17 protein-coding genes, 1 pseudogene and 1 riboswitch are annotated in these 19259 nt (G+C 73.0%); of the genes and pseudogenes, 11 read left to right on the top strand and 7 right to left on the bottom strand.

Annotation, left to right across the window (positions count from 1 at the left end; genetic code table 11):
• Positions 1-32 precede the first annotated feature (32 nt).
• Genes cobC through ACFY1H_RS18430 form a run of 4 tightly spaced genes read right to left on the bottom strand, consistent with a single transcriptional unit; the run spans position 33 to position 4978 of the window.
• Positions 33-1058, bottom strand: a complete 1026-nt coding sequence (gene cobC / locus ACFY1H_RS18445; RefSeq protein ID WP_386947700.1) for an Rv2231c family pyridoxal phosphate-dependent protein CobC — start codon at positions 1056-1058, stop codon at positions 33-35.
• A complete protein-coding gene (locus ACFY1H_RS18440) occupies positions 1051-2382 on the bottom strand; it encodes a cobyrinate a,c-diamide synthase (protein WP_386947699.1) in 1332 nt (443 codons plus the stop codon). The genes cobC and ACFY1H_RS18440 overlap by 8 nt, the downstream gene beginning before the upstream one ends.
• Positions 2383-2387: 5 nt before the next feature.
• Complete coding sequence (gene cobO, locus ACFY1H_RS18435; RefSeq protein WP_386947697.1) at positions 2388-3002, bottom strand: cob(I)yrinic acid a,c-diamide adenosyltransferase; 615 nt, start codon at positions 3000-3002, stop codon at positions 2388-2390.
• Positions 3002-4978 carry a putative cobaltochelatase gene (locus ACFY1H_RS18430; protein WP_386947695.1) on the bottom strand — a complete coding sequence of 659 codons (1977 nt, stop codon included), beginning with the start codon at positions 4976-4978 and terminating at the stop codon, positions 3002-3004. The genes cobO and ACFY1H_RS18430 overlap by 1 nt, the downstream gene beginning before the upstream one ends.
• A 203-nt stretch (positions 4979-5181) precedes the next feature.
• On the opposite strand from ACFY1H_RS18430, the gene cbiE reads away from it, so the two are divergent.
• From cbiE to ACFY1H_RS18395, 7 genes are all read left to right on the top strand, one after another.
• Positions 5182-6315, top strand: a complete 1134-nt coding sequence (gene cbiE / locus ACFY1H_RS18425) for a precorrin-6y C5,15-methyltransferase (decarboxylating) subunit CbiE (protein WP_386947693.1) — start codon at positions 5182-5184, stop codon at positions 6313-6315.
• Positions 6312-7073, top strand: a complete 762-nt coding sequence (gene cobM / locus ACFY1H_RS18420) for a precorrin-4 C(11)-methyltransferase (protein WP_386947691.1) — start codon at positions 6312-6314, stop codon at positions 7071-7073. Before cbiE ends, cobM begins: the two co-directional genes overlap by 4 nt.
• On the top strand, positions 7070-8080 hold the full coding sequence (locus ACFY1H_RS18415) for a Gfo/Idh/MocA family oxidoreductase (RefSeq protein ID WP_366582858.1): 1011 nt from the start codon (positions 7070-7072) through the stop codon (positions 8078-8080). Before cobM ends, ACFY1H_RS18415 begins: the two co-directional genes overlap by 4 nt.
• Positions 8077-8805: a cobalt-precorrin-6A reductase gene (locus tag ACFY1H_RS18410; protein WP_386947689.1), complete on the top strand. Its 729-nt coding sequence runs from the start codon at positions 8077-8079 to the stop codon at positions 8803-8805. The genes ACFY1H_RS18415 and ACFY1H_RS18410 overlap by 4 nt, the downstream gene beginning before the upstream one ends.
• Complete coding sequence (gene bluB, locus ACFY1H_RS18405) at positions 8802-9446, top strand: 5,6-dimethylbenzimidazole synthase (RefSeq protein WP_366582860.1); 645 nt, start codon at positions 8802-8804, stop codon at positions 9444-9446. Before ACFY1H_RS18410 ends, bluB begins: the two co-directional genes overlap by 4 nt.
• A 30-nt stretch (positions 9447-9476) precedes the next feature.
• On the top strand, positions 9477-12554 hold the full coding sequence (locus tag ACFY1H_RS18400; protein ID WP_386947687.1) for an arabinosyltransferase domain-containing protein: 3078 nt from the start codon (positions 9477-9479) through the stop codon (positions 12552-12554).
• A gap of 89 nt (positions 12555-12643) precedes the next feature.
• Positions 12644-13069, top strand: coding sequence for a heme-binding protein (locus ACFY1H_RS18395; protein ID WP_366582862.1), 426 nt, complete (start codon positions 12644-12646; stop codon positions 13067-13069).
• Here the strand turns inward: ACFY1H_RS18395 and ACFY1H_RS18390 are convergent.
• Genes ACFY1H_RS18390 through ACFY1H_RS18380 form a run of 3 tightly spaced genes read right to left on the bottom strand, consistent with a single transcriptional unit; the run spans position 13060 to position 16324 of the window.
• Positions 13060-14580 carry a precorrin-2 C(20)-methyltransferase gene (locus tag ACFY1H_RS18390; RefSeq protein ID WP_366582863.1) on the bottom strand — a complete coding sequence of 507 codons (1521 nt, stop codon included), beginning with the start codon at positions 14578-14580 and terminating at the stop codon, positions 13060-13062. The two genes, ACFY1H_RS18395 and ACFY1H_RS18390, sit on opposite strands and share 10 nt — an antisense overlap.
• The gene (locus ACFY1H_RS18385) at positions 14577-15200 is read right to left on the bottom strand and encodes a precorrin-8X methylmutase (protein ID WP_366582864.1); all 624 of its coding nucleotides are present in this window, start codon (positions 15198-15200) and stop codon (positions 14577-14579) included. The genes ACFY1H_RS18390 and ACFY1H_RS18385 overlap by 4 nt, the downstream gene beginning before the upstream one ends.
• A complete protein-coding gene (locus tag ACFY1H_RS18380) occupies positions 15197-16324 on the bottom strand; it encodes a precorrin-3B synthase (protein ID WP_366582865.1) in 1128 nt (375 codons plus the stop codon). The genes ACFY1H_RS18385 and ACFY1H_RS18380 overlap by 4 nt, the downstream gene beginning before the upstream one ends.
• 82 nt (positions 16325-16406) lie before the next feature.
• Between ACFY1H_RS18380 and ACFY1H_RS18375 the strand changes: the two genes are divergently transcribed.
• The 4 genes and pseudogenes from ACFY1H_RS18375 (at position 16407) to ACFY1H_RS18360 (ending at position 19072) form a co-directional block, all read left to right on the top strand.
• Positions 16407-17330 (top strand): ABC transporter ATP-binding protein, encoded by a 924-nt coding sequence (locus ACFY1H_RS18375; protein ID WP_366582866.1) that lies wholly within the window; start codon positions 16407-16409, stop codon positions 17328-17330.
• Positions 17327-18204, top strand: a pseudogene (locus tag ACFY1H_RS18370) (ABC transporter permease). Before ACFY1H_RS18375 ends, ACFY1H_RS18370 begins: the two are co-directional and overlap by 4 nt.
• A 6-nt stretch (positions 18205-18210) precedes the next feature.
• On the top strand, positions 18211-18444 hold the full coding sequence (locus ACFY1H_RS18365; RefSeq protein ID WP_364178509.1) for a helix-turn-helix transcriptional regulator: 234 nt from the start codon (positions 18211-18213) through the stop codon (positions 18442-18444).
• Between the two features lie 10 nt (positions 18445-18454).
• Entirely contained in the window at positions 18455-19072 is a 618-nt protein-coding gene (locus ACFY1H_RS18360; protein ID WP_386947683.1) for a hypothetical protein, read from the top strand.
• A 65-nt stretch (positions 19073-19137) separates the two neighbouring features.
• Positions 19138-19207: riboswitch (cobalamin riboswitch) on the top strand.
• Positions 19208-19259: the final 52 nt, after the last annotated feature.

Here is a 19259-nt window from a genome sequence, read left to right as displayed (position 1 = left end):
AGTGATACGCACGGCTTGCCCGTGCTCGCCGGCTACCGCGACCGGGACAGCGCGGCGAGGAACCCGTCGGTCACCTCGCGCGAGCGGACGGCCAGGCGCAGGTGCCGGGGGCCGAGGCCGGGGAACGTGTCGCCGCGGCGGACGGCGTAGCCCGCGTCGCGCAGCCTGGTTCGCAGGCCGTCGTCGGGGCCTTCGACGAGCACGAACGGTCCCCTCGGGTCGCCGAGCACGGGCAGGCCCAGGTCGGCCAGCCGGGAGACGAGGTAGTCGCGGTCGGATTCGGCGGCGGTGGCGAGCTTTTCCGCTTCCTCGAGCGCGGCCGGGCGGCAGCAGGCGACCGTGGCGACGGCGGCGAGCGTCGAAACCGACCAGGGTGGCTGGACCGAGCGCAAGCGGGCCAGGACGTCGGCCGGGCCGAGGACGTACCCGGCGCGCAGGCCGGCGAGGCCCCAGGTTTTGGTGAGGCTGCGGAGAACGACCACGCCGTCGAGCGACGAACCCGCCAGGCTCTCGGCCTCGCCGGGAATCGCGTCGAGGAAGGCCTCGTCGACCACGAGCAGACGGCCCGGCCGGGCCAAAGCCCGGAGTACGGCGGCGGGGTGCAGCACGGACGTCGGGTTCGTCGGGTTGCCCACGAACACCAGGTCCGCGTCGGCCGGAACCGCCGCGGGATCCAGCACGTAACCGTCCGAAGCGGACAGAACCACGCGCGAAACCTCGTGCCCCGCGGCGCGCAACGCGGCCTCGGGCTCGGTGAACTGCGGGTGCACGACCACCGCGTGCCGCGGCTTCAAAGCCGAAGCGAGCAAGGTGAACGCCTCGGCCGCACCCGCCGTGACCAGCACTTCGTCCGGCGGACGGCCGTGCCGCGCGGCGACGGCGGCCTGCGCCGCCGACGAGTCGGGGTACGCGGCGAGACTGTCCACAGCGGACACCAGCTCCCGCCGCAACCACTCGGGCGGGCGCGCGAGCCGGACGTTCACCGCGAGGTCCACCAGCCCCGGCCCGACCTCGCGGTCGCCGTGGTGGTTCAGGTCGTAGTCCGGGGAGTCAGCCACGCGAAGCCTGCGCTCGGACGTGGGTGGCGAACCGTTCCGCCAGCTCCGGGTACCCGGCCCAGTGCACGTGCAGGTAGGACGCGTGCAGCGAAGCCGAAGCGAACCCGTCCACCGTCCGCTCCCAGCCCCACGCCGGCGACGGACCGGCGCCGGGCGTCAGCTCGGTCCGGTGGAACTCGTGCCCGGTCACGCGCTGGCCGGCGACCGCGAGCACGTTGTCCGCCAGCGAAACCGCCGTCCGGTACCCGAGCTTCCCGCGTTTGGTCATCACCGCCGTCGCGTCCACGACACCGGCCATCGGCAGGCCGTCCAGCTCGCGGCACAGGTACAGCAGCCCCGCGCACTCCGCGCTCACCGGCATGCCCTGCGCCACCGCGTCCGCCACCGCCGTGAGCAACGGCTTGTTCGCCGACAGCTCCGCGGCGTGCACCTCCGGGAAGCCGCCGCCGAAGTACAGTCCGGCGCAGCCCTCGGGCAGCTCCTCGTCCCGCAACGGATCCACGTCGACGACGTCCACGCCGAACGAGGCGAGCAGCTCCACGTTCTCCGTGTACCGGAACGTGAACGCCGGCCCGGCCGCCGCAGCCACCACCGTCCGCGGTCCCTCGAACTCACCGGGCGGTGTCCACACCGGACCGGTCAACGGCGGCGCCGCGCGCGCGACCCGCACCACCGCTTCGAGATCCACGCCGCCGGCCACCCACGACGCCAGCTCCGGCAGCACCCGCTGCGAGTCGGCGGCGCGTTCGGCCGCGGGCACCAGGCCGAGGTGGCGGCTCGGCGCGTGCACGTTCTCGTTGCGCCGCAGCGCACCCAGCAGCGGAACGCCCGTAGCCTCCAGCGCGGACGCGATCTCGTCCTCGTGGCGCTGCGAGCCCAGTTTGTTGAGGATCACGCCGGCGAGGCGCACGCGCGTGTCGTAGTTCGCGAACCCCAGCACGGTCGCCGCGACGCTGCGCGAAGCGGCCGAAGCGTCGACCACCAGCACCACCGGCGCGTCGAGCACCCGGGCGACGTGTGCGGTCGACGCGTAACCCTCCGTGCCGAGCGCGCCGTCGAACAGTCCCATCACGCCTTCGATCACGGCGAGGTCCGCGCCCGCGGAACCGTGGCGCAGCAAGGGCACCAGCCGGTCCTCACCCTGCAGGAACGGGTCGAGGTTGCGCGCGGGACGGCCGGTGGCCAGCGCGTGGTAGCTCGGGTCGATGAAGTCGGGCCCGACCTTGTGCCCGGACACGCGGTGCCCGGCCGCGCGCAACGCCGCCATCAACCCCGCGGCGATGGTGGTCTTGCCGTGCCCCGAGCCGGGCGCGGCGATGACCACCCGCGCTACCACTCGATCCCCCGCTGCCCCTTCTGGCCCGCGTCCATGGGGTGCTTGACCTTCGTCATCTCGGCCACCAGGTCGGCGGCCTCGACGAGCTCCGGCGGCGCGTAACGGCCGGTGATCACCACGTGCTGGTGCCCGGGCCGGGAGACCAAAGTGGACACCACTTCGTCCACTTCGAGCCAGCCCCACTTGAGCAGGTAGGAGAACTCGTCGAGGACGTAGAAGTCGTGCGTCTCGGCGGCCAGGCGGCGCTTGATCTCGGCCCAGCCCTCGCGCGCGTTGGCGGCGTGGTCCTCGTCGGAGCCCTGCTTGCGCGTCCAGCTCCAGCCTTCGCCCATCTTGTGCCACTCGACGGGCCCGCCCTCGCCCGTCTCGTCGTGCAGCTTCCCGAGCGCGCGGAACGCGGCTTCCTCGCCGACGCGCCATTTCGCCGACTTCACGAACTGGAACACCCCGATCGACCAGCCCTGGTTCCAGGCGCGCAGCGCCATGCCGAACGCGGCGGTCGACTTGCCCTTCATCTCGCCGGTGTGCACGGCGAGCAGCGGGCGGTTGCGGCGCTGGCGTGTGGTGAGCCCGTCCTGCGGGACGACAGCCGGTTTCCCTTGCGGCATCAGGCAGCCCTTCCGGTGCGATCACGAACCGCGGCGGCGAGCGTCTCGGCCGCGACCTCGGCGAGCGGCACGTGCTCGGCGCCGAGGTGCCCGGCCAGCTCCGCCGCGAGCCCGAGGCGCATCCGGCCGCTTTCGCAGTCCATCACGATGGTGGTGACGCCGGCCAGCAAGCCTGCCGCGGCCTGCGACCGGGCGACGGCGTCGGCCCCGCTCGTGGCGCGTCCGTCCGTGACGAGCACCAGCAGCGGACGCCGGCGCGGATCCCGAATCGCCTCCACGCGCAGCACGCGCGCGGCTTCCAGCAGTCCTTCCGCGAGCGGCGTGCGGCCGCCCGTCGGCAGTCCTTCCAGCCGCGCGGCCGCGGCCTCGACGCTGATCGTCGGCGGCAGCGCGAGCTCGGCCGAGTCACCACGGAAGGTGACGAGCCCGACCTTGTCGCGCCGTTGGTAGGCGTCCAGCAGCAGAGAGAGCACCGCCGTCTTCACCTCGCGCATGCGCGTGCGCGCGCCCATGGAGCCGGACGCGTCCACGCAGAACAGCACGAGGTTGCCTTCGCGCCCTTCGCGCAACGCGAACCGCAGATCCTGCGTACGCACGAGAAGTCCGGGACCGCTGCGGCCACGGGACCGCTGGTGCGGCGCCGCGGCCCGCATCGTGGCGACGAGGTGCGGACGGCCGTCGCGGACACTCGGCGGCTGGACCCCGATCGTGCGCCCGGTGTCGGTGATGGCCCGGGACCGGCGGCCGCGTTCGCCTTCGCCGGTGCCCTTGACGCGGAAGACTCGCGCGCGGAACGTCTCGCCGGAGCCGACCGTGTTCTGCGGTCCGGAACCCGTCCCGTCGCCCGGTTGTTGTTGCTGCTGCGGTGCGGGCTGGTCCCCCGGCGGCTGCTCACCTTCCGCGGCGGGCGGTTGTGAACCCGAGCCGGGCCCGTCGTCCTCCGGACCAGGGCCGGGATCCTCGGGCGGCTGCGCGTCCTGCAACGCCTGTTCCAGCTGCTCCTCGGAAATCCCCGGCGCGTCGAACGGGTTGCGGCGGCGCCGGTGCGGCAACGCGAGCCGCGCGGCCACGCGGACATCCTCGGTGGTCACCTCGCTGCGCCCGGCCCACGCGGCGTGCGCGACGGCCGTGCGTGCCGTGACGATGTCGGCCCGCATCCCGTCCACCTCGAACGACGCGCACACCTCGGCGATCTGCCGCAAGGCGTCGTCGGGCAGCTTCACCGCCGGCAGAAGCCGTTGCGCCGCCTCGATGTCCGCCGCCAGCGCTGCGTCTTCGGCGGCATACGCGCTCGCGAACCCGTCGGGATCCGCCTCGTACGCGAGCCGCCGGCGGACCACCTCCACGCGTTGCTCGGGCTCCCGGCTGGACGCGACCTCGACGGTCAGGCCGAACCGGTCCAGCAGCTGCGGCCGCAGCTCGCCTTCCTCGGGGTTCATCGTGCCGATCAGCACGAACCGCGCCGCGTGCGACACGGACACGCCCTCGCGCTCCACGGTCGCGCGGCCCATCGCGGCGGCGTCGAGCAGCGTGTCGACGAGGTGGTCGTGCAGGAGGTTGACCTCGTCCACGTAGAGCAGGCCGCGGTTGGCGGCGGCCAGCAGACCGGGCTGGTAGTCCGTGACGCCCGCCGACAGCGCCTTCTCCAGGTTCAGCGACCCGACGACCCGGTCCTCCGCCGCGCCGACGGGCAGCTCCACCAGCCGCGCCGGCCGCCGGTGCGCGGGCGCGCCCGCGGGGTGCGGACCGTCCGGGCACACGGGGTCGGGCGCGGCGGGATCACACGAGAACCGGCAGCCGTCCACCACGTCGAGCTGGGGCAGCAGACCGGCGAGCGCGCGCACCATCGTCGACTTCGCCGTGCCCTTCTCGCCCCGCACCAGCACGCCGCCCACGGCGGGTGAGATCGAGGACAGGATCAGCGCCAGGCGCAGGTCCGGCATCCCGACGACGGCGGTGAACGGGTACGGCTTCAAGAGCTCTCCTCGTGGTCGGCGTCCGGCCGATCATCGCACAGGAAACGCGTCGTCTAGCGTGGGTGAACGTGCGCGAAAAATCACCCGACTCAGGCACGCGTCGCGCCTTGCCCGAGGCGACCGACCACGCGGCGGGCGGGGGGTCCGGGGGCGTGCCCCCGGCGCGGGGTCCGGGGGCACGCCCCCGGGGAGACACCGCACCTGTGTCGGTCGTCGGGATCGGTGCCGACGGCTGGTCGGGACTAGGCGAGAAAGCACGCGACGCCGTGCTCGCAGCCGACATCGTGCTGGGGGCGCCGCGGCAGCTCGCGATGGTGCCCGACGGCGTCCGCACGCAAGCCTGGCCGAGTCCGCTGCTGCCGGCGCTCGACGGCGTCCTCGCCGAGCACGCCGGGCGCCGCGTCTGCGTGCTGGCCAGCGGTGATCCCCTGCTCTCAGGCATCGGCACGACGCTGCGCGACCGCGGCCACGACGTCGAGGTGCTGCCCGCGCTGTCGTCGGTGACGCTGGCCCGTGCGCGGCTGGGCTGGTCGTTCGAGGAGACCGAGGTCGTCACCGTCGTCGGGCGGGCCGTGGACCGGGTGGCCCGGGTCCTGGCGCCGCGCCGGAAAGTCCTCGTCCTGGGTGCGAACGTCGAAGACCTGCGCGAGCTGCTCCGCACCCGCGGCTACGGCGAATCCACCCTGACCAGCCTCGAAAACCTCGGCGCCGAAGACGAGCGCCGCGCGGACGGCTGGACCCACGAACCCGGCCCGCTCACCGTGTTCGCCCTGGTCTGCGCCGGCCCCGCGCTCCCGCTCACCGGCCTGCCCGACAGCGCCTTCGAGCACGACGGCCAGCTCACCAAACGCGACGTCCGCGCGTCCGCTCTCGCCCACCTCGCGCCGGTGCCCGGCGAGCTGCTCTGGGACGTCGGCGCGGGCGCGGGCAGCATCGGCATCGAATGGTCCCGGGCCCACCCGCTCAACCGCGCGATCGCGATCGAACGCGACCCCGCGCGCGCCGAGCGCATCACCCGCAACGCCGCCACGCTCGGCGTCCCCGAACTGCGCGTGGTCACCGGCCCGGCCCCCGACGCGCTAGCTCAGCTGCCCCATCCCGACGCCGTCTTCATCGGCGGCGGCCTCACCGTCCCCGGCCTGCTCGACGCGTGCCTCGGCACCGGCGCCCGCGTGGTCGCCCACGGGGTCACACTGGAAGCCGAACGGATCCTGGCCGACGCGTACGCGAGCCGCGGTGGTGAGCTGACGAGGATCGCCGTCGACCACGCGCAGCCGCTCGGCGGGTTCACGGGGTGGACCCCGTCGCGCACCGTGACGTCCTGGAGTTCGAGATGACCGTTCACTTCATCGGCGCCGGCCCCGGCGCGGCCGACCTCATCACCGTCCGTGGCCGCGACCTGCTCGCGCGCTGCGGCGTGTGCCTGTACCCGGGCAGCATGACGCCGACCGACCTGCTCGCGTACTGCGCACCCGAAGCCGAGCGCGTCGACACCGCGAACCTGAGCCTCGACGAGATCGTCGACCGCCTGATCACCGCCCACCACGCGGGCCACGACGTCGCGCGGCTGGTGTCCGGCGACCCTTCGCTCTACAGCGCGGTCGCGGAAACCGTGCGCCGCCTCGACGCGGCCGGCGTGCCCTACGACATCGTCCCCGGCGTGCCCGCGTTCGCCGCGTCGGCCGCGGTGCTGGGCCGGGAGCTGACCGTGCCCGGCATCGGGCAGAGCCTCGTGATCACCCGCGCCCAGGCGAGGTCGACGGCGTTGCCCGAAGGCGAGACGCTGGCGAACTTCGCCCGCAGCGGCACCACCCTCGCGGTGCACCTGGCCATCAACCACGTCGAGCGGGTCACCGAGGAGCTCGTGCCGTTCTACGGCGCCGACTGCCCCGCGGCCGTCGTGGCGCTGGCGAGCCAGCCGGGCGAGACCGTGGTGCGCGGCACGCTCACCGACATCGCCGCGCAAGCCCGCGAGGCCGGGATGACGCGCGCGGCCACCATCTTCGTCGGCCGGGTGCTCGCCGCCGGAGGATTTCCCGACAGCTTCCTGTATTCGAGCACCCGAGACCGCGCGAGCCAACCGGAGTCACTGTGACCGAACTACGCTGGGGCCTGGTGGCCGCCGGATCGATCGCCGCCGATTTCGCGGCCGGCGTCGAACGCAGCAAGCACGGCTCGCTGGAGGCCGTCGCCGCGCGCTCGGCCGACCGCGCTCGCGAGTTCGCCACCCGCTTCGACATCCCGAAGGCCTACGGCGCCTACGAAGACCTGCTCGCCGACCCGGCCGTCGACGCCGTCTACATCGCCACGCCGCACCCGATGCACGCGGAGTGGGCGATCCGCGCCGCCGAAGCCGGGAAGCACGTGCTGTGCGAGAAACCGCTGACGGTCACCGCTGCCGAGGCCGAGAAGGTGATCGACGCGGCACGCCGGCACGACGTCTTCCTCATGGAGGCGTTCATGTACCGGCTGCACCCGCAGACGCGCCGGCTGGTCGAGCTCATCGAGTGCGGCGCGATCGGGGAAATCCGGGCCGTGGACGTCTCGTTCAGCTTCGACACCGGCGCCAACGACGCCCCGCGCCTGGCCGACCCGGCGCTCGGCGGCGGCGGAATCCTCGACGTCGGCTGCTACTGCACGTCGCTCGCGCGGCTCGTTTCGCAGGCGGCGACCGGGATCGACGTCGTGGAACCCACCACCGTCACGGGCATGGCGCGGCTGACCGACCGCGGCGTCGACGAGTTCGCGATGGGCCTGCTGCGCCTGCCGGGCGACATCATCGCGCAGCTGTCGTGCGGCTACCGGCTCACGCAGGACGACCACATCCGCGTCTACGGCACCACCGGCCAGCTGCACGTGCCGCAACCCGCGTGGCTGCCGCAGATGCGCCGCGCGACGTCGGCGCAGATCGTGCTGACGCCGGCGGGCGGCGAGCCCGAGGTGATCGAGATCGAGGCGACGCAGAGCGTGTTCGCGCGCGAGGCCGACCACGTCGCCGCGCACGTGGACAACCGGCAGGCACCCGAGCTGACCTGGGCCGAGACGCTCGCGAACATGCGCACGCTCGACCGCTGGCGCGCGGCCGTGGGCTACGGCGGATGACCGTGCTGGTCCTCGGCGGCACGGCCGAGGCGCGGGCGCTCGCGGCCGAACTGCACTCGCGCGCGGTCGCCGTGGTGTCGTCGCTCGCCGGGCGGGTCGCGCGGCCGCGGCTGCCGGCCGGGGAGGTGCGCGTCGGCGGGTTCGGCGGGGTCGAAGGGCTCTCGGCGTGGCTGCGGGAGCACGAGGTGGCCGCGGTGGTCGACGCGACCCATCCGTTCGCGGAACGCATCGGCACCAACGCTTTCGCCGCCACCTCGGCGGTCGGTGTGCCGCTGCTGCGGCTCGCCCGGCCCGGTTGGCAGCCCGCCGAAGGCGACCGCTGGCACTGGGCCGACGACCTCGACGCCGCCGCCGAACTGCTGCCCGGCCTGGGCTCCCGCGTCTTCCTGACCAGCGGACGCCAGGGCCTCGCCGCGTTCGCCGGGCTCGACGCGTTGTGGTTCCTCATCCGCTGCGTCGACCCGCCCGAGCCGCCGTTGCCGAGGCAGCACGAGGTCGTGCTGAACCGCGGACCGTACGAAGTGGACGGAGAACGCGCACTGCTGGCCGGGCACCGCATCGACGTCCTCGTCACCAAGGACAGCGGCGGCTCGATGACCGCCGCGAAGCTCACCGCCGCCCGCGAGCTGGGCCTGCCGGTGGTCGTCGTGCGCCGCCCGCCGCGCCCGGCCACCGCCGAGGTCGCGGGGGTCGCCGAAGCCGTGGAATGGGTGCTGCGCCGATGATCGACGAGTTCTACGAAATCCTGCGCCGCCGCCGCGATGTCCGCGGCGAGTTCACCGGCGAGCCGATCGACGACGCGGTGCTCACCCGCGTGCTCGAAGCCGCACACGCCGCGCCCAGCGTGGGCCTGAGTCAGCCGTGGGACTTCGTGCTCGTACGCGATCCCGCCACGCGCGAGTCCTTCGCCCGGCACGTGCACGACGAACGTGACGTGTTCGCCGCCGAACTGGCCGGCGAACGCGCCGACACGTTCTCCCGCATCAAGATCGAGGGCATTCGCGAGTCGACCCTCGGCATCGTGGTGACCTACGACGCCGAACGCGGCGCGCCCGCCGTGCTGGGCCGCCACGCGATCGCCGACGCCGGGCTGTACTCCGTGTGCCTCGCCATCCAGAACCTGTGGCTGGCCGCGACGGCCGAGGGCCTCGGCGTCGGCTGGGTGAGCTTCTACCGCGAGCCGTTCCTCGCCGACCTGCTCGGCATCCCCGATGGCGTCCGGCCGGTCGCGTGGCTGTGCGTCGGCCCGGTGACCGCGCTGGCCGAGGTCCCTGATCTGGAACGGCATGGCTGGCGCACCCGCGCGCCCTTGACGAACGCCGTGCACCACGAACGGTTCACCCCACGCACCGAGGGGCCTGCGTAGCCCCTTCGGCCGACCGGATAACTTTCCCGGATGCGTCCGATTGCCGTAGCGCTGGGGTTGCTTTCGGCGCTATGCGCCCTGGCCTATCCGTTCCTGCCCGTCGTGCAGGACACCGCGCAGGTCGGCTGGCCGACCGGCTCCGACACCCGGTCCGTCAACGCGCCCTTGACCGGGTACTGGGCCCAGGACCTCGAGGCCGAGATCCCGTGCGCCACGATCAAATCGCTCGACGCGCGCACGAACGGTCCCGCGCTGCTGTTCGCGACGGTGCCGGACGGGCGCACCGACCCGCGCGCCGGCAACGGCGTCGGGCTGCAGCTGCGCGTGGACAACGGCGTGCTGCTCGCGTCGAGCCAGGGCCAGCAGATCGCGCAGCAGCCGCTGCCGCCGGCCGGTTGCGCGGTGACGCTGAAGTCGGACGCGACGCAGATGACGCTCGCCGTCGCAGGCACGACGGTGTTCCACACCACCGGTGACGTCCGCCCGCGCGTGGTCGGCCTCTACTCGTCGATCAGCTCCGCGAAGGACCCGATCTCGGGCCTGCACGTGACGATGGTGCCGGACACGCGCTACCAGACTTCGCCCACGGCGTTGAAGCTCGGCGTCGGCATCCTCGGCGCGCTCGCGTTCATCGCCTGCCTGATCGCGGTGTGGCGCATGGACGCCGGGTTCGCCCGCCGCGCGCCACGCTGGGCCCCGGTGGGCTGGTGGCGCCTGACCGGGCGCGACGCCACGGTGATCCTCGCGCTCGGCGCGTGGGTGTTCATCGGACCGGTGACCTCGGACGACGGCTACATCCTCACGATGGCCCGGGTCACCGAGTCCACGGGATTCCTGACCAACTACCACCGCTGGTTCGGCGTCGCGGAGGCGCCGTTCGGCTGGTTCTACCACCTCTACGAGCTGATGACGCACGTCAGCACGGTGCCGCCGTGGATCCGGCTGCCCTCGTACCTGGTGGGCGTGATCAGCTGGCTGCTCATCAGCCGCGAGGTGATGCCCCGGCTGGGCACGCAGGTGCGCGGCAGCCGGGCGGCGGGCTGGGCCGCGGCGGCCGTGTTCCTCGTCTGGTGGATGCCCTACAACAACGGCGTGCGGCCGGAACCCGTGGCCGCACTGGGTTCGCTGCTCGCGATCTGCGCCGTGGAACGCGCGTTGGTGACGCGCCGCCTGCTGCCGCTGTGCCTGGGTCTCACCGCAGCCGCGTTCACGCTCGCCGCGACGCCGACGGGGCTGATCGCGGTGGCGCCGTTCCTGGTGGCCGCGCGGCCGTTGTTCAAGCTCGTGCGCCAGCGCGCGGCCGGCGGCTGGCTGCCGATCCTGGCGCCGATCCTCGCGTCCGGGCTGCTGGTGCTGGTGGTCGTGTTCGCGGACCAGACGTTCGCGACCGTGCAGGAGGCCACGCGCATCCGCACGCAGGTGGGGCCGAACCTGTCGTGGTTCCAGGAGCTCGCGCGCTACCAGCTGCTGTTCGAGAACCTGCCCGACGGGTCCGCGCCGCGGCGGTTCCCGGTACTGCTCGTGGTGCTGTGCACGGTGACGTGCCTGGTCGTGCTGCTGCGGCGCGGCCGGATCCCGGGCGCCGCGCTCGGGCCGAGCCGGCGGCTGATCGGCACCACGGCGTTGTTCTTCCTGCTGCTGGCCCTCACGCCGACGAAGTGGACGCACCACTTCGGTGCGTTCGCAGCTGTCGGGGCGTCGATGGCCGCGTTGACGGCGTTGGCGACGAGCTCCACCGTGCTGCGCTCGAACCGCAACCGGGCCACGTTCCTCGCGGGTCTGCTGGTGGTCGGTGCGCTGGCCGCGACGGGACCCAACACGTACTGGTTCGTCTCGCGCCTCGGCGTGCCGTGGACCGGGCTGGCGCCGTCGATCGGCGGGATCCCGCTGTCGACGATCCTGCTCGTGGCCGCGGCGATCGCGGGGATCTACGCATTCGTGGAGAACATCCGCGCCCACCGGCCGGGAGCACCCGCGCCGCAGGAGAAACGCGGCCGGTCGCTGCGGCTGGGGTCGCTGTCGCTCGTGGTCGTGTGCGGGCTCGTCGCGGCCGGCGAGTTCTACACGATGGCGGCGGCGATCTACATCCAGCGGGGCAGCTACAGCCTGGGCGCCGCGAACGTCGGGCACCTGTTCGGCAAGAGCTGCAACCTGGCCGACCACGTGATGGTGGAGACCGACGCCGCCAAGAGCGTCCTGCACCCGCAGCCCGAGCAACGCACGGTGCCGGCGAAACAGGAGGAGTCACCCCTGCCGAACCCGGACCCGGACAACGGCCAGGTGCAGACCGGTTTCCACACGCGTCCCGTCGAAGAGGACGACCCGCTTTCCGAGCCCCCGCACGGCTTCACGCCGGACACCGTGCCGATGTGGAGCAGCTACTTCGAGCAGAATCGCGCGGGCCGGCTGCGCAGCCAGTGGTACGCGCTGGCCGACAAGCCCGCCGACGGCCAGATCGTGATCGCGACGGCCGGGCAGCCCCGGCGGCCGGCCTCGGTGAGCCTCGACTACGGCGTGGTGACGCCGCAGGGCGTGAAGGTGCTGCGCAGCCAGTTCGCCCTCCCGCCCGGCGCGGGCACCGGCGGCTGGAACGACACCCGCATCAACCTGCGCGACCTGCCGCCGCAGACCACGTCGGTGCGCGTGGACATCGTGGACAACGATCTGACCGAGGACGGCTGGATCGCCGCGTCCGCCCCGCGCGTGCCGACCTTCACGACGCTGACGGACAAGCTCGTGGGCAAGTCGGTGTACATCGATTGGCCCGCGTCGTTCGTCTACCCGTGCGCGAACCCCGTGACCTCCCACGACGGCATCTCGCAGGTGCCCGACTACCGCATCACGGCCGGCGCCCTGGCCGACGAGGCCCAGTGGGCCTCCAGCACCAACGGCGGGCCGATCGGCTGGCTCGAGGAGGTGGCGAAGGAACCCGAGGTGCCCAGCTACCTGATCGGGCAGCCGAGCCAGTCGTGGGGCCAGCTGCTGCAGGTGGAACCGTTCAGCGAAGGCATCGCACCCACGGTGCAGCACGGCCGCAGGACCGTGTGGGGCTGGTGGTCCCCGGGTCCGGGTCCGGCGCAGCCGAACGGGAAGGATCCGACGCGCTGAGTCAGCCGGGCACACCCCCGGGTACTTCTCCGCACGGCCGAGGGCGGGCCGGTGGACGGCCGCAGCGGCGCGCGGCTAGGTTCGGAAGGGTGTCTGATACCCCCCGACTGCCCGGGTTGACGTTGGCCGAAGCGGACCAGCTGGTGAACACGGCGCACGCCGTCGCCGCGGAGCGCGGGTTCGCGCCGCTGGCGGTGGCCGTCCTCGACGTCACCGGCGAGGTGATCGCGCTGAAGCGCGCCGACGGCGGCACGCCCGTGACCAGCCGCGTCGCCGTGGCCAAGGCCCGCACCGCGCTGCGCATGCTCAAGCCCTCCGGCGAAGTCACCCTGCCCGGCGAGGTCGTCGGCCCGCTCCAGCACGTCTACGGCGGCGACTTCGTCGCCCGTGCCGGCGGCATCCCCATCACCGACGGCGACGTGGTCGTCGGCGCCATCGGTGCGTCGGGTGCGCAGAGCGCGGAAGACGAGGAAGCCGTCCGCACCGCCGTCGAACGCCTGCGGGCTCAGGCGTAGCTGCGCGGGGTCCAGACGACCGTCGTGCCGTCCGGGCCCTGCTGCGCCACCGTTTTCGACGAGCCCACGATGAGCAGGCACCGCATGTCCACAGTGGACGGGTCCAGCTCACCCAGCGTGGTCACCGTGATCCGCTCCTCCGGCCCGCCCACGTCCCGCGCCACGACGACCGGGGTGCCCGGTTCGCGGTGGCGCAGCAGGACTTCCCGCGTGGTGGCCAGCTGGGTCGTGCGCGTGCGTGAAGCCGGGTTGTAGAGCGCCAGCACCAGATCGGCCGCGCCCGCGGCGTCGAGGCGGCGTTCGATGACGTCCCACGGCTTGAGGCGGTCCGAAAGCGACAGCACGCAGTAGTCGTGCCCCAGCGGGGCGCCGACGCGGGAAGCGGCGGCCTGCGCGGCTGTCACACCGGGAACGATCCGCACGCGCACGCCGGCACCACGACCGGCGGCAACCTGTTCCAGCACCGCGGAAGCCATCGCGAACACACCCGGGTCACCCGAGGACACCACGGCGACCCGCGCCCCGGAAGCCGCCAGCTCCAGGGCTTCCACCGCGCGATCGGCTTCGACGCGGTTGCCCGACGCGTGCCGCTCCTGGCCGGCGCGCTGGGGCACGCGGGCGACGTACGGGCCGTAGCCCACGATGTGCTCCGCTGCGGCCAGTTCGGCCGACGCTTCGGGCGTCAGCCATTCCGGGCCCGCCGGACCGAGGCCGACGACCACGACCTCGCCGCCGTCGGAAACCGGTTTCGGCGACGCAGGAACCACCGCCGGCTCACCGTCCACCCGGGACGCATACGCCGGGCTCGGCAGCAGCGCCAGCGAGAAGTACGGCACCGTCGCCGGATCGACGTCGGCGAGCGGCTCGATCCGCTGCTCCCCCCAGGTGGCGCGTTCGACGTACCACGCGTCGTCCAGCTTGCCCGCCTCCGCGAAGGCCTCACGGACGGCGCCGAACGTGCGCCCCAGCTTCAGCACGGCCGCGGCCTGCGTGTCGGCCAGCCGGCGCGCCAGCTCGGGCGCCGGCAACGTGCCCGGCAGGACCGTGAACACCTCGTCGCGCTGCACCAGCGGACGGCTGAGCACCGACGACGCCGCGCTCACCGACGTCACACCGGGCACGACCTCGGCCTCGAAACGGCCGGCGAGGCGCTCGTGCATGTACATGTAGGAGCCGTAGAAGAACGGGTCACCCTCGCACAGCACGACGACGTCGCGTCCCGCGTCGAGGTGCTCGGCGAGCTTTTTCGCGCTCAGCTCGTAGAAATCGGCGATCGCGCCCTCGTAGCCGCCGGGGTGGTCGGTGGTCTCCGTGGTGACCGGGTAGACCAGCGGCTCCTCCAGCTGGCCCTCGCGCAGGTACGGCGCGGCCACCGAACGCGCGATGCTGCGGCCGTGGCGCGCGCTGTGGTAGGCGATCACGTCGGCCTCGCCGATCAGCCGCGCGGCCTTCACCGTCATCAGTTCCGGGTCGCCGGGACCGAGTCCGACGCCGTAGAGCCGGCCGGTCATTCGACCACGCTCGCGAGCGCGTTGACGGCCGCCACGGCCATCGCGCTGCCACCCCGGCGCCCCTGCACCACCAGGTACGGGGCGGGCGCGCGCTTCACCAGCTCCACTTTGGACTCCGCCGCACCGACGAAACCCACCGGCACGCCGATGATCGCCGCCGGCGCCCCGACGCCCTCTTCGAGCAGCTCCAGCAGGCGGAACAACGCGGTGGGCGCGTTTCCGATCGCCACCACCGAACCCGGCAGCCGGTCACGCCACAGCTCGAGAGCCGCGGCCGACCGCGTGGTCCCCATTCGCTCGGCGAGCCCGGGCACGCTCGGGTCGTCGAGCGTGCAGACGATGTCGTTGGCCGCGGGCAGCCGCTTGCGCGTGATGCCGCTGGCGATCATCTTCGCGTCGCACAGCACCGGCGCGCCCGCCTCGAGCGCCGCGCGGCCCGCCTCGACGACGTCGAGGGAGTAGCGCAGGTCGTCGACCAGGTCGACCATGCCGCAGGAGTGGATCATCCGCACCGCGACGCCGGCGACGTCGTCCGGCAGGATCGCCAGGTCCGCCTCCTCGCGGATCGTGGCGAACGAGTGCCGGTAGATCTCGGCACCGTCGGCCAGGTAGTCGATCACGGGTTTTCCTTCCTCACCCAGGAGTCCGCCAGGCGGGACGCCGGCAGCAGGCGTTCGCCGACACGGTAGCCGCCGGCCTCGGCGACCACGTCGAGGTGGGGGCCCGAGGGCCGCCCGCAGCGCCGGGCACAGCCCGCCACGTGGGCGCGGACCCCGGCCGGGACCAGCCGCGCGGCGTCGGCGCGCACGTCGGCCAGCGACTTCGCGCAGCCGGGCCGGCCGATGCAGGCCGTGATCTCCAGCACGGCGGGGTCGGTGCTGAGGCCGGCCGCGTGCAGTCGCGCGACGGCGTCCGGCGCCGGGTTCGGCAGCACGATCGACCGCCACGGCGTGACGACGGCGTGATCGGCCAGATCCGCGAGAACCCGCAGCTGCGCGGCCGTGAGCTGCCCGAACCGGGGCGCGACACCGACACCGTGCTCGCCGAGTGGCCCGACCGTCGGGTCCACCCGCACCGGGCGCTCCACCGGTTGCGACCGCGGTCCGCGAGGCAGCACCGCGGTGGGATCCGGCAGCTCCGCGATCCGCCAAGCCGTCCCCCGCCGCGCGGCGAACTCACGCGCGACGGCCAGCAACGCACCCACGGCTTCGCCCCGCGGCACCGACCAGCCGGTGTCCACGCCCGCGAGCAGCACCGTGCCCGCGTCGGACGTCACCGCACGCCAGCACACGTCGGCGCCTTCGCCCGCGACGTCACCCCGGCCGTCGTCGAACGCGAACAGGAACCGCCCCGGCAGCTCGGCCAGCTCGGGCTCGGCGCACAACGCCACGTCCAGCTCCCCCGCCAGCCCGCGGACGTCGGCGGTCCCGCCGTGCACCCCGCTCAACGGCGAGGCCAGCACGTTGCGCACGCGTTCGTGCGTCGGCGAGGGCAACAACCCCGCGGCCATGAGCCTCGACGCGAGACCGGGCCGCGTCACCCCACGCAGCTGGACGTTGCCGCGCGAGGTGAGGTGCACGTCGCCGTCACCGAGGTCTTCGGCGCAGGAAGCCAGCACTCGCAACCGCTCCGCGGAGACGACCCCGCCGGGCAGGCGCACTCGGGCGAGCGGTCCGTCCGCCGCGTCGTGCGTGGCGAAGACCCCGGGACAGGCGTCGGCGCGTACGCGGGCAGGGCTGGACATGCCGCTCACTGTAGCTGGCAGGGGATTCAGCAGACTTGCGATCGAATGTAGTAGATGTGCTACATTTCGTCGCACACGAGCGATGGGGGTGGGTCCGGTGAGGAATCCGGAGCAAGTCGTGTTGCAGGTCGAGGGCCTGCGCATGAGATACGGCACCAACGATGTGCTCCACGGCGTCGGCTTCACGGCGTACCGCGGCGAAGTGCTCTGCCTGCTGGGACCCAACGGCGCGGGCAAGACGACCACGATCGAGATTCTCGAGGGCTTCCGGATGCGTTCGGCCGGCGAAGTCGAGGTGCTCGGCACCGACCCCGCGCGTGGCGGCGAGGACTGGCGGGCACGACTGGGGGTCGTGCTCCAATCCTGGCGTGACCACGGGAAATGGCGCGTGCATGAGCTGCTCGCCCACGTCGGCGCCTACTACGCGCCCTACTCCACGGACACGATCCGCCGCCCGTGGAACACCGACGAGCTGATCGAGGTCGTGGGCCTCGCGCCGCACGCGGGCAAGAAGCTCAAGCAGCTCTCCGGTGGGCAGCGGCGCCGGCTCGACGTCGCGATGGGCATCGTCGGCCGGCCGGAACTGCTTTTCCTCGACGAGCCCACCGCGGGCTTCGACCCGGAGGCGCGGCGCGAATTCCACGACCTCGTGCACCGGCTCGCCGACGACAACGACACCACGATCCTGCTCACCACCCACGACCTCGACGAGGCCGAGAAGCTGGCCGACCGGATCCTGATCCTCAACGGCGGCCGGATCGTCGCCGACGGGTCGGCCGACGAGCTCAGCCGCCAGATCTCCGGCGAGGCCGAGGTGCGCTGGTCGGTCGAGGGGCAGCACTTCGTGCACTCCACCACCGAGGCCACGAAGTACGTGTTCGAGCTCTTCAAGCAGCACGGCGACGCCGTGGCCGACCTCGAGGTGCGGCGCGCGTCCCTCGAGGACACCTACATGACCCTGGTGCACCGGGCCGAGACCGGACTCGTGGAAGCGGGTGTGCGATGACAGCGACAACACCGCTGGCGCTCACGGCGGCCGGCAAGCGAGCCGCCGCGCGGAACGGGCTGCGTCGCGGGCTGATCGAGTTCCGCCAGCAGTGGACCAACCGCGACGACGTGCTCGGCCAGGTGATCTGGCTGGTCCTGATCTTGGTCACGCTGTTCTTCCTGCGGGGCATCCACCTGCCCGGCACGTCGTTCTCGCCGGCGCGGCGACCGTGCCGAGCGTGCTCGGCGCCGGGCTGGTGTTCAACGGCCTCTCGGGTGCGGCGGGCCAGCTCGTCGTCGACCGTGAGGACGGCACGCTGCTGCGGGCCAAGGCCACGCCCAACGGCATGCTCGGCTACCTGATCGGCAAGATCATGTCGCTTTCGCTGATGCAGGTGTCCGCGATGCTGGTGACGCTGGTGCCGTGCCTGATCCTGTTCCCGGGCCTGGCCGACCGTGGCGTGTGGTCGTGGCTGAACCTGCTCTGGGTGCTGGCCGTCGGGCTGGTGGCGACGCTGCCGCTGGGTGCCGCGATCGGCTCGCTGATCCGCGACCCGCGCTCGATGGCGCTGGTCATGCTGCCGGTCACGGGCCTCGCGGCGATCTCCGGCATCTTCTACCCGATCACGGCACTGCCGGTGTGGGTGCAGGACATCGCCCAGGTGTTCCCGATGTACTGGCTCGGCCTCGGCATGCGCTCGGCGCTGCTGCCGGATTCGGCCGTGGTGGTGGAGATCGGGCAGTCGTGGCGGCCGTGGGCGACCCTCGGCGTGCTGCTGGTGTGGTCCGTGATCGGATTGGTGCTGGCCCCGGTGCTGCTGCGGCGCATGGCGCGGCGGGAGTCCGGGTCGTCGGTGGCCGAACGACGGGAGAGGGCGCTGCAGCGTGTGTGATCCGCGGTGAGCGAGAACGTCTACAACCGCATCGCGGTGCTGCGCGCCGAGCGCGGGATCTCGCGCCGGCAGCTGGCCGACGCGCTCGGCGTGCACTACCAGACGATCGGGTACCTGGAACGGGGCGAGTACAGCCCGAGCCTCCACCTGGCGCTGCGGATCGCGGAGTTCTTCGAGGTGGCCGTGGAGGTGCTGTTCTCCACCGAGCCGTTCCCGCGGATCGGCGACCGGTCGGCGTAGAACGGATGGGGTGATCGCCCACCTGCGCGCCGCCGAGGACCTCATCGACCACCTCTCGCCGGAGGCCAACCGCTACAAGGCCTCCGGCGAGCCCGACGTCGTGAGCTGGACCCGGCCGTGGCGCAACCACACGCAGTGCGCCTCGTTCCAGACCCAGCTGCTCAAGCACGTCTACGACTGGGCCGACGACGAGTTCTTCACCACCCACTTCCGCTCGGTGAGCCCGCCCTCGCGCACGTACCGGTGGGTCTTCGAGCAGCGGGAAGTGCCGCACTTCGCCCGCGTGGACACCGTCGCGGACCTGCGCCCGGGTGACCTCGTCGTCGTCGACTACGGGCACCGCCGGCCGACGAACACCGGGCACATCGCGCTGGTGCGGGGCACGCCCGTGGTGGACGAGGACAAGTCCTACGTCGTGCCCGTGACCGACTGCACGGCCGACCCGCACGGCACGTCGCCCGACTTCCCCGACAGCCGCTCCCCCGCAGGGCAGGGCGCCGGCTACGGGCACCTCGTGTTCCACGCGTCGCCGGAAACGGGCGGGTTCGCGGGTTACGCGTGGAGCGTCACGGCCCAGCGGTCCCACCCCGTGGCCGAGCGGCCGATCGTGGCCGTGCGCGTGGTCTGAGACGTCACCTTGACGCGGGCTCGCGCGCCCGTGAGAGTGAGTGACGAACCACGCGTCGGCAGGTGGAGGAACCCGGTGAGAGTCCGGGACGGTCCCGCCACTGTGACCCGGAGTGATCCGGGAAGCCAGGAACTCCCGCCGGCGCGACCGACGACCCGGGGCGCGGACACCCCGAGTGAGGAACGCC

It is taken from the genome of Amycolatopsis sp. NPDC001319, assembly GCF_042896185.1.
GTDB lineage: Bacteria > Actinomycetota > Actinomycetes > Mycobacteriales > Pseudonocardiaceae > Amycolatopsis.
The sequence above is the reverse complement of the archived record's forward strand: the minus strand, read 5'-3'. Positions and strand labels throughout refer to the sequence as shown.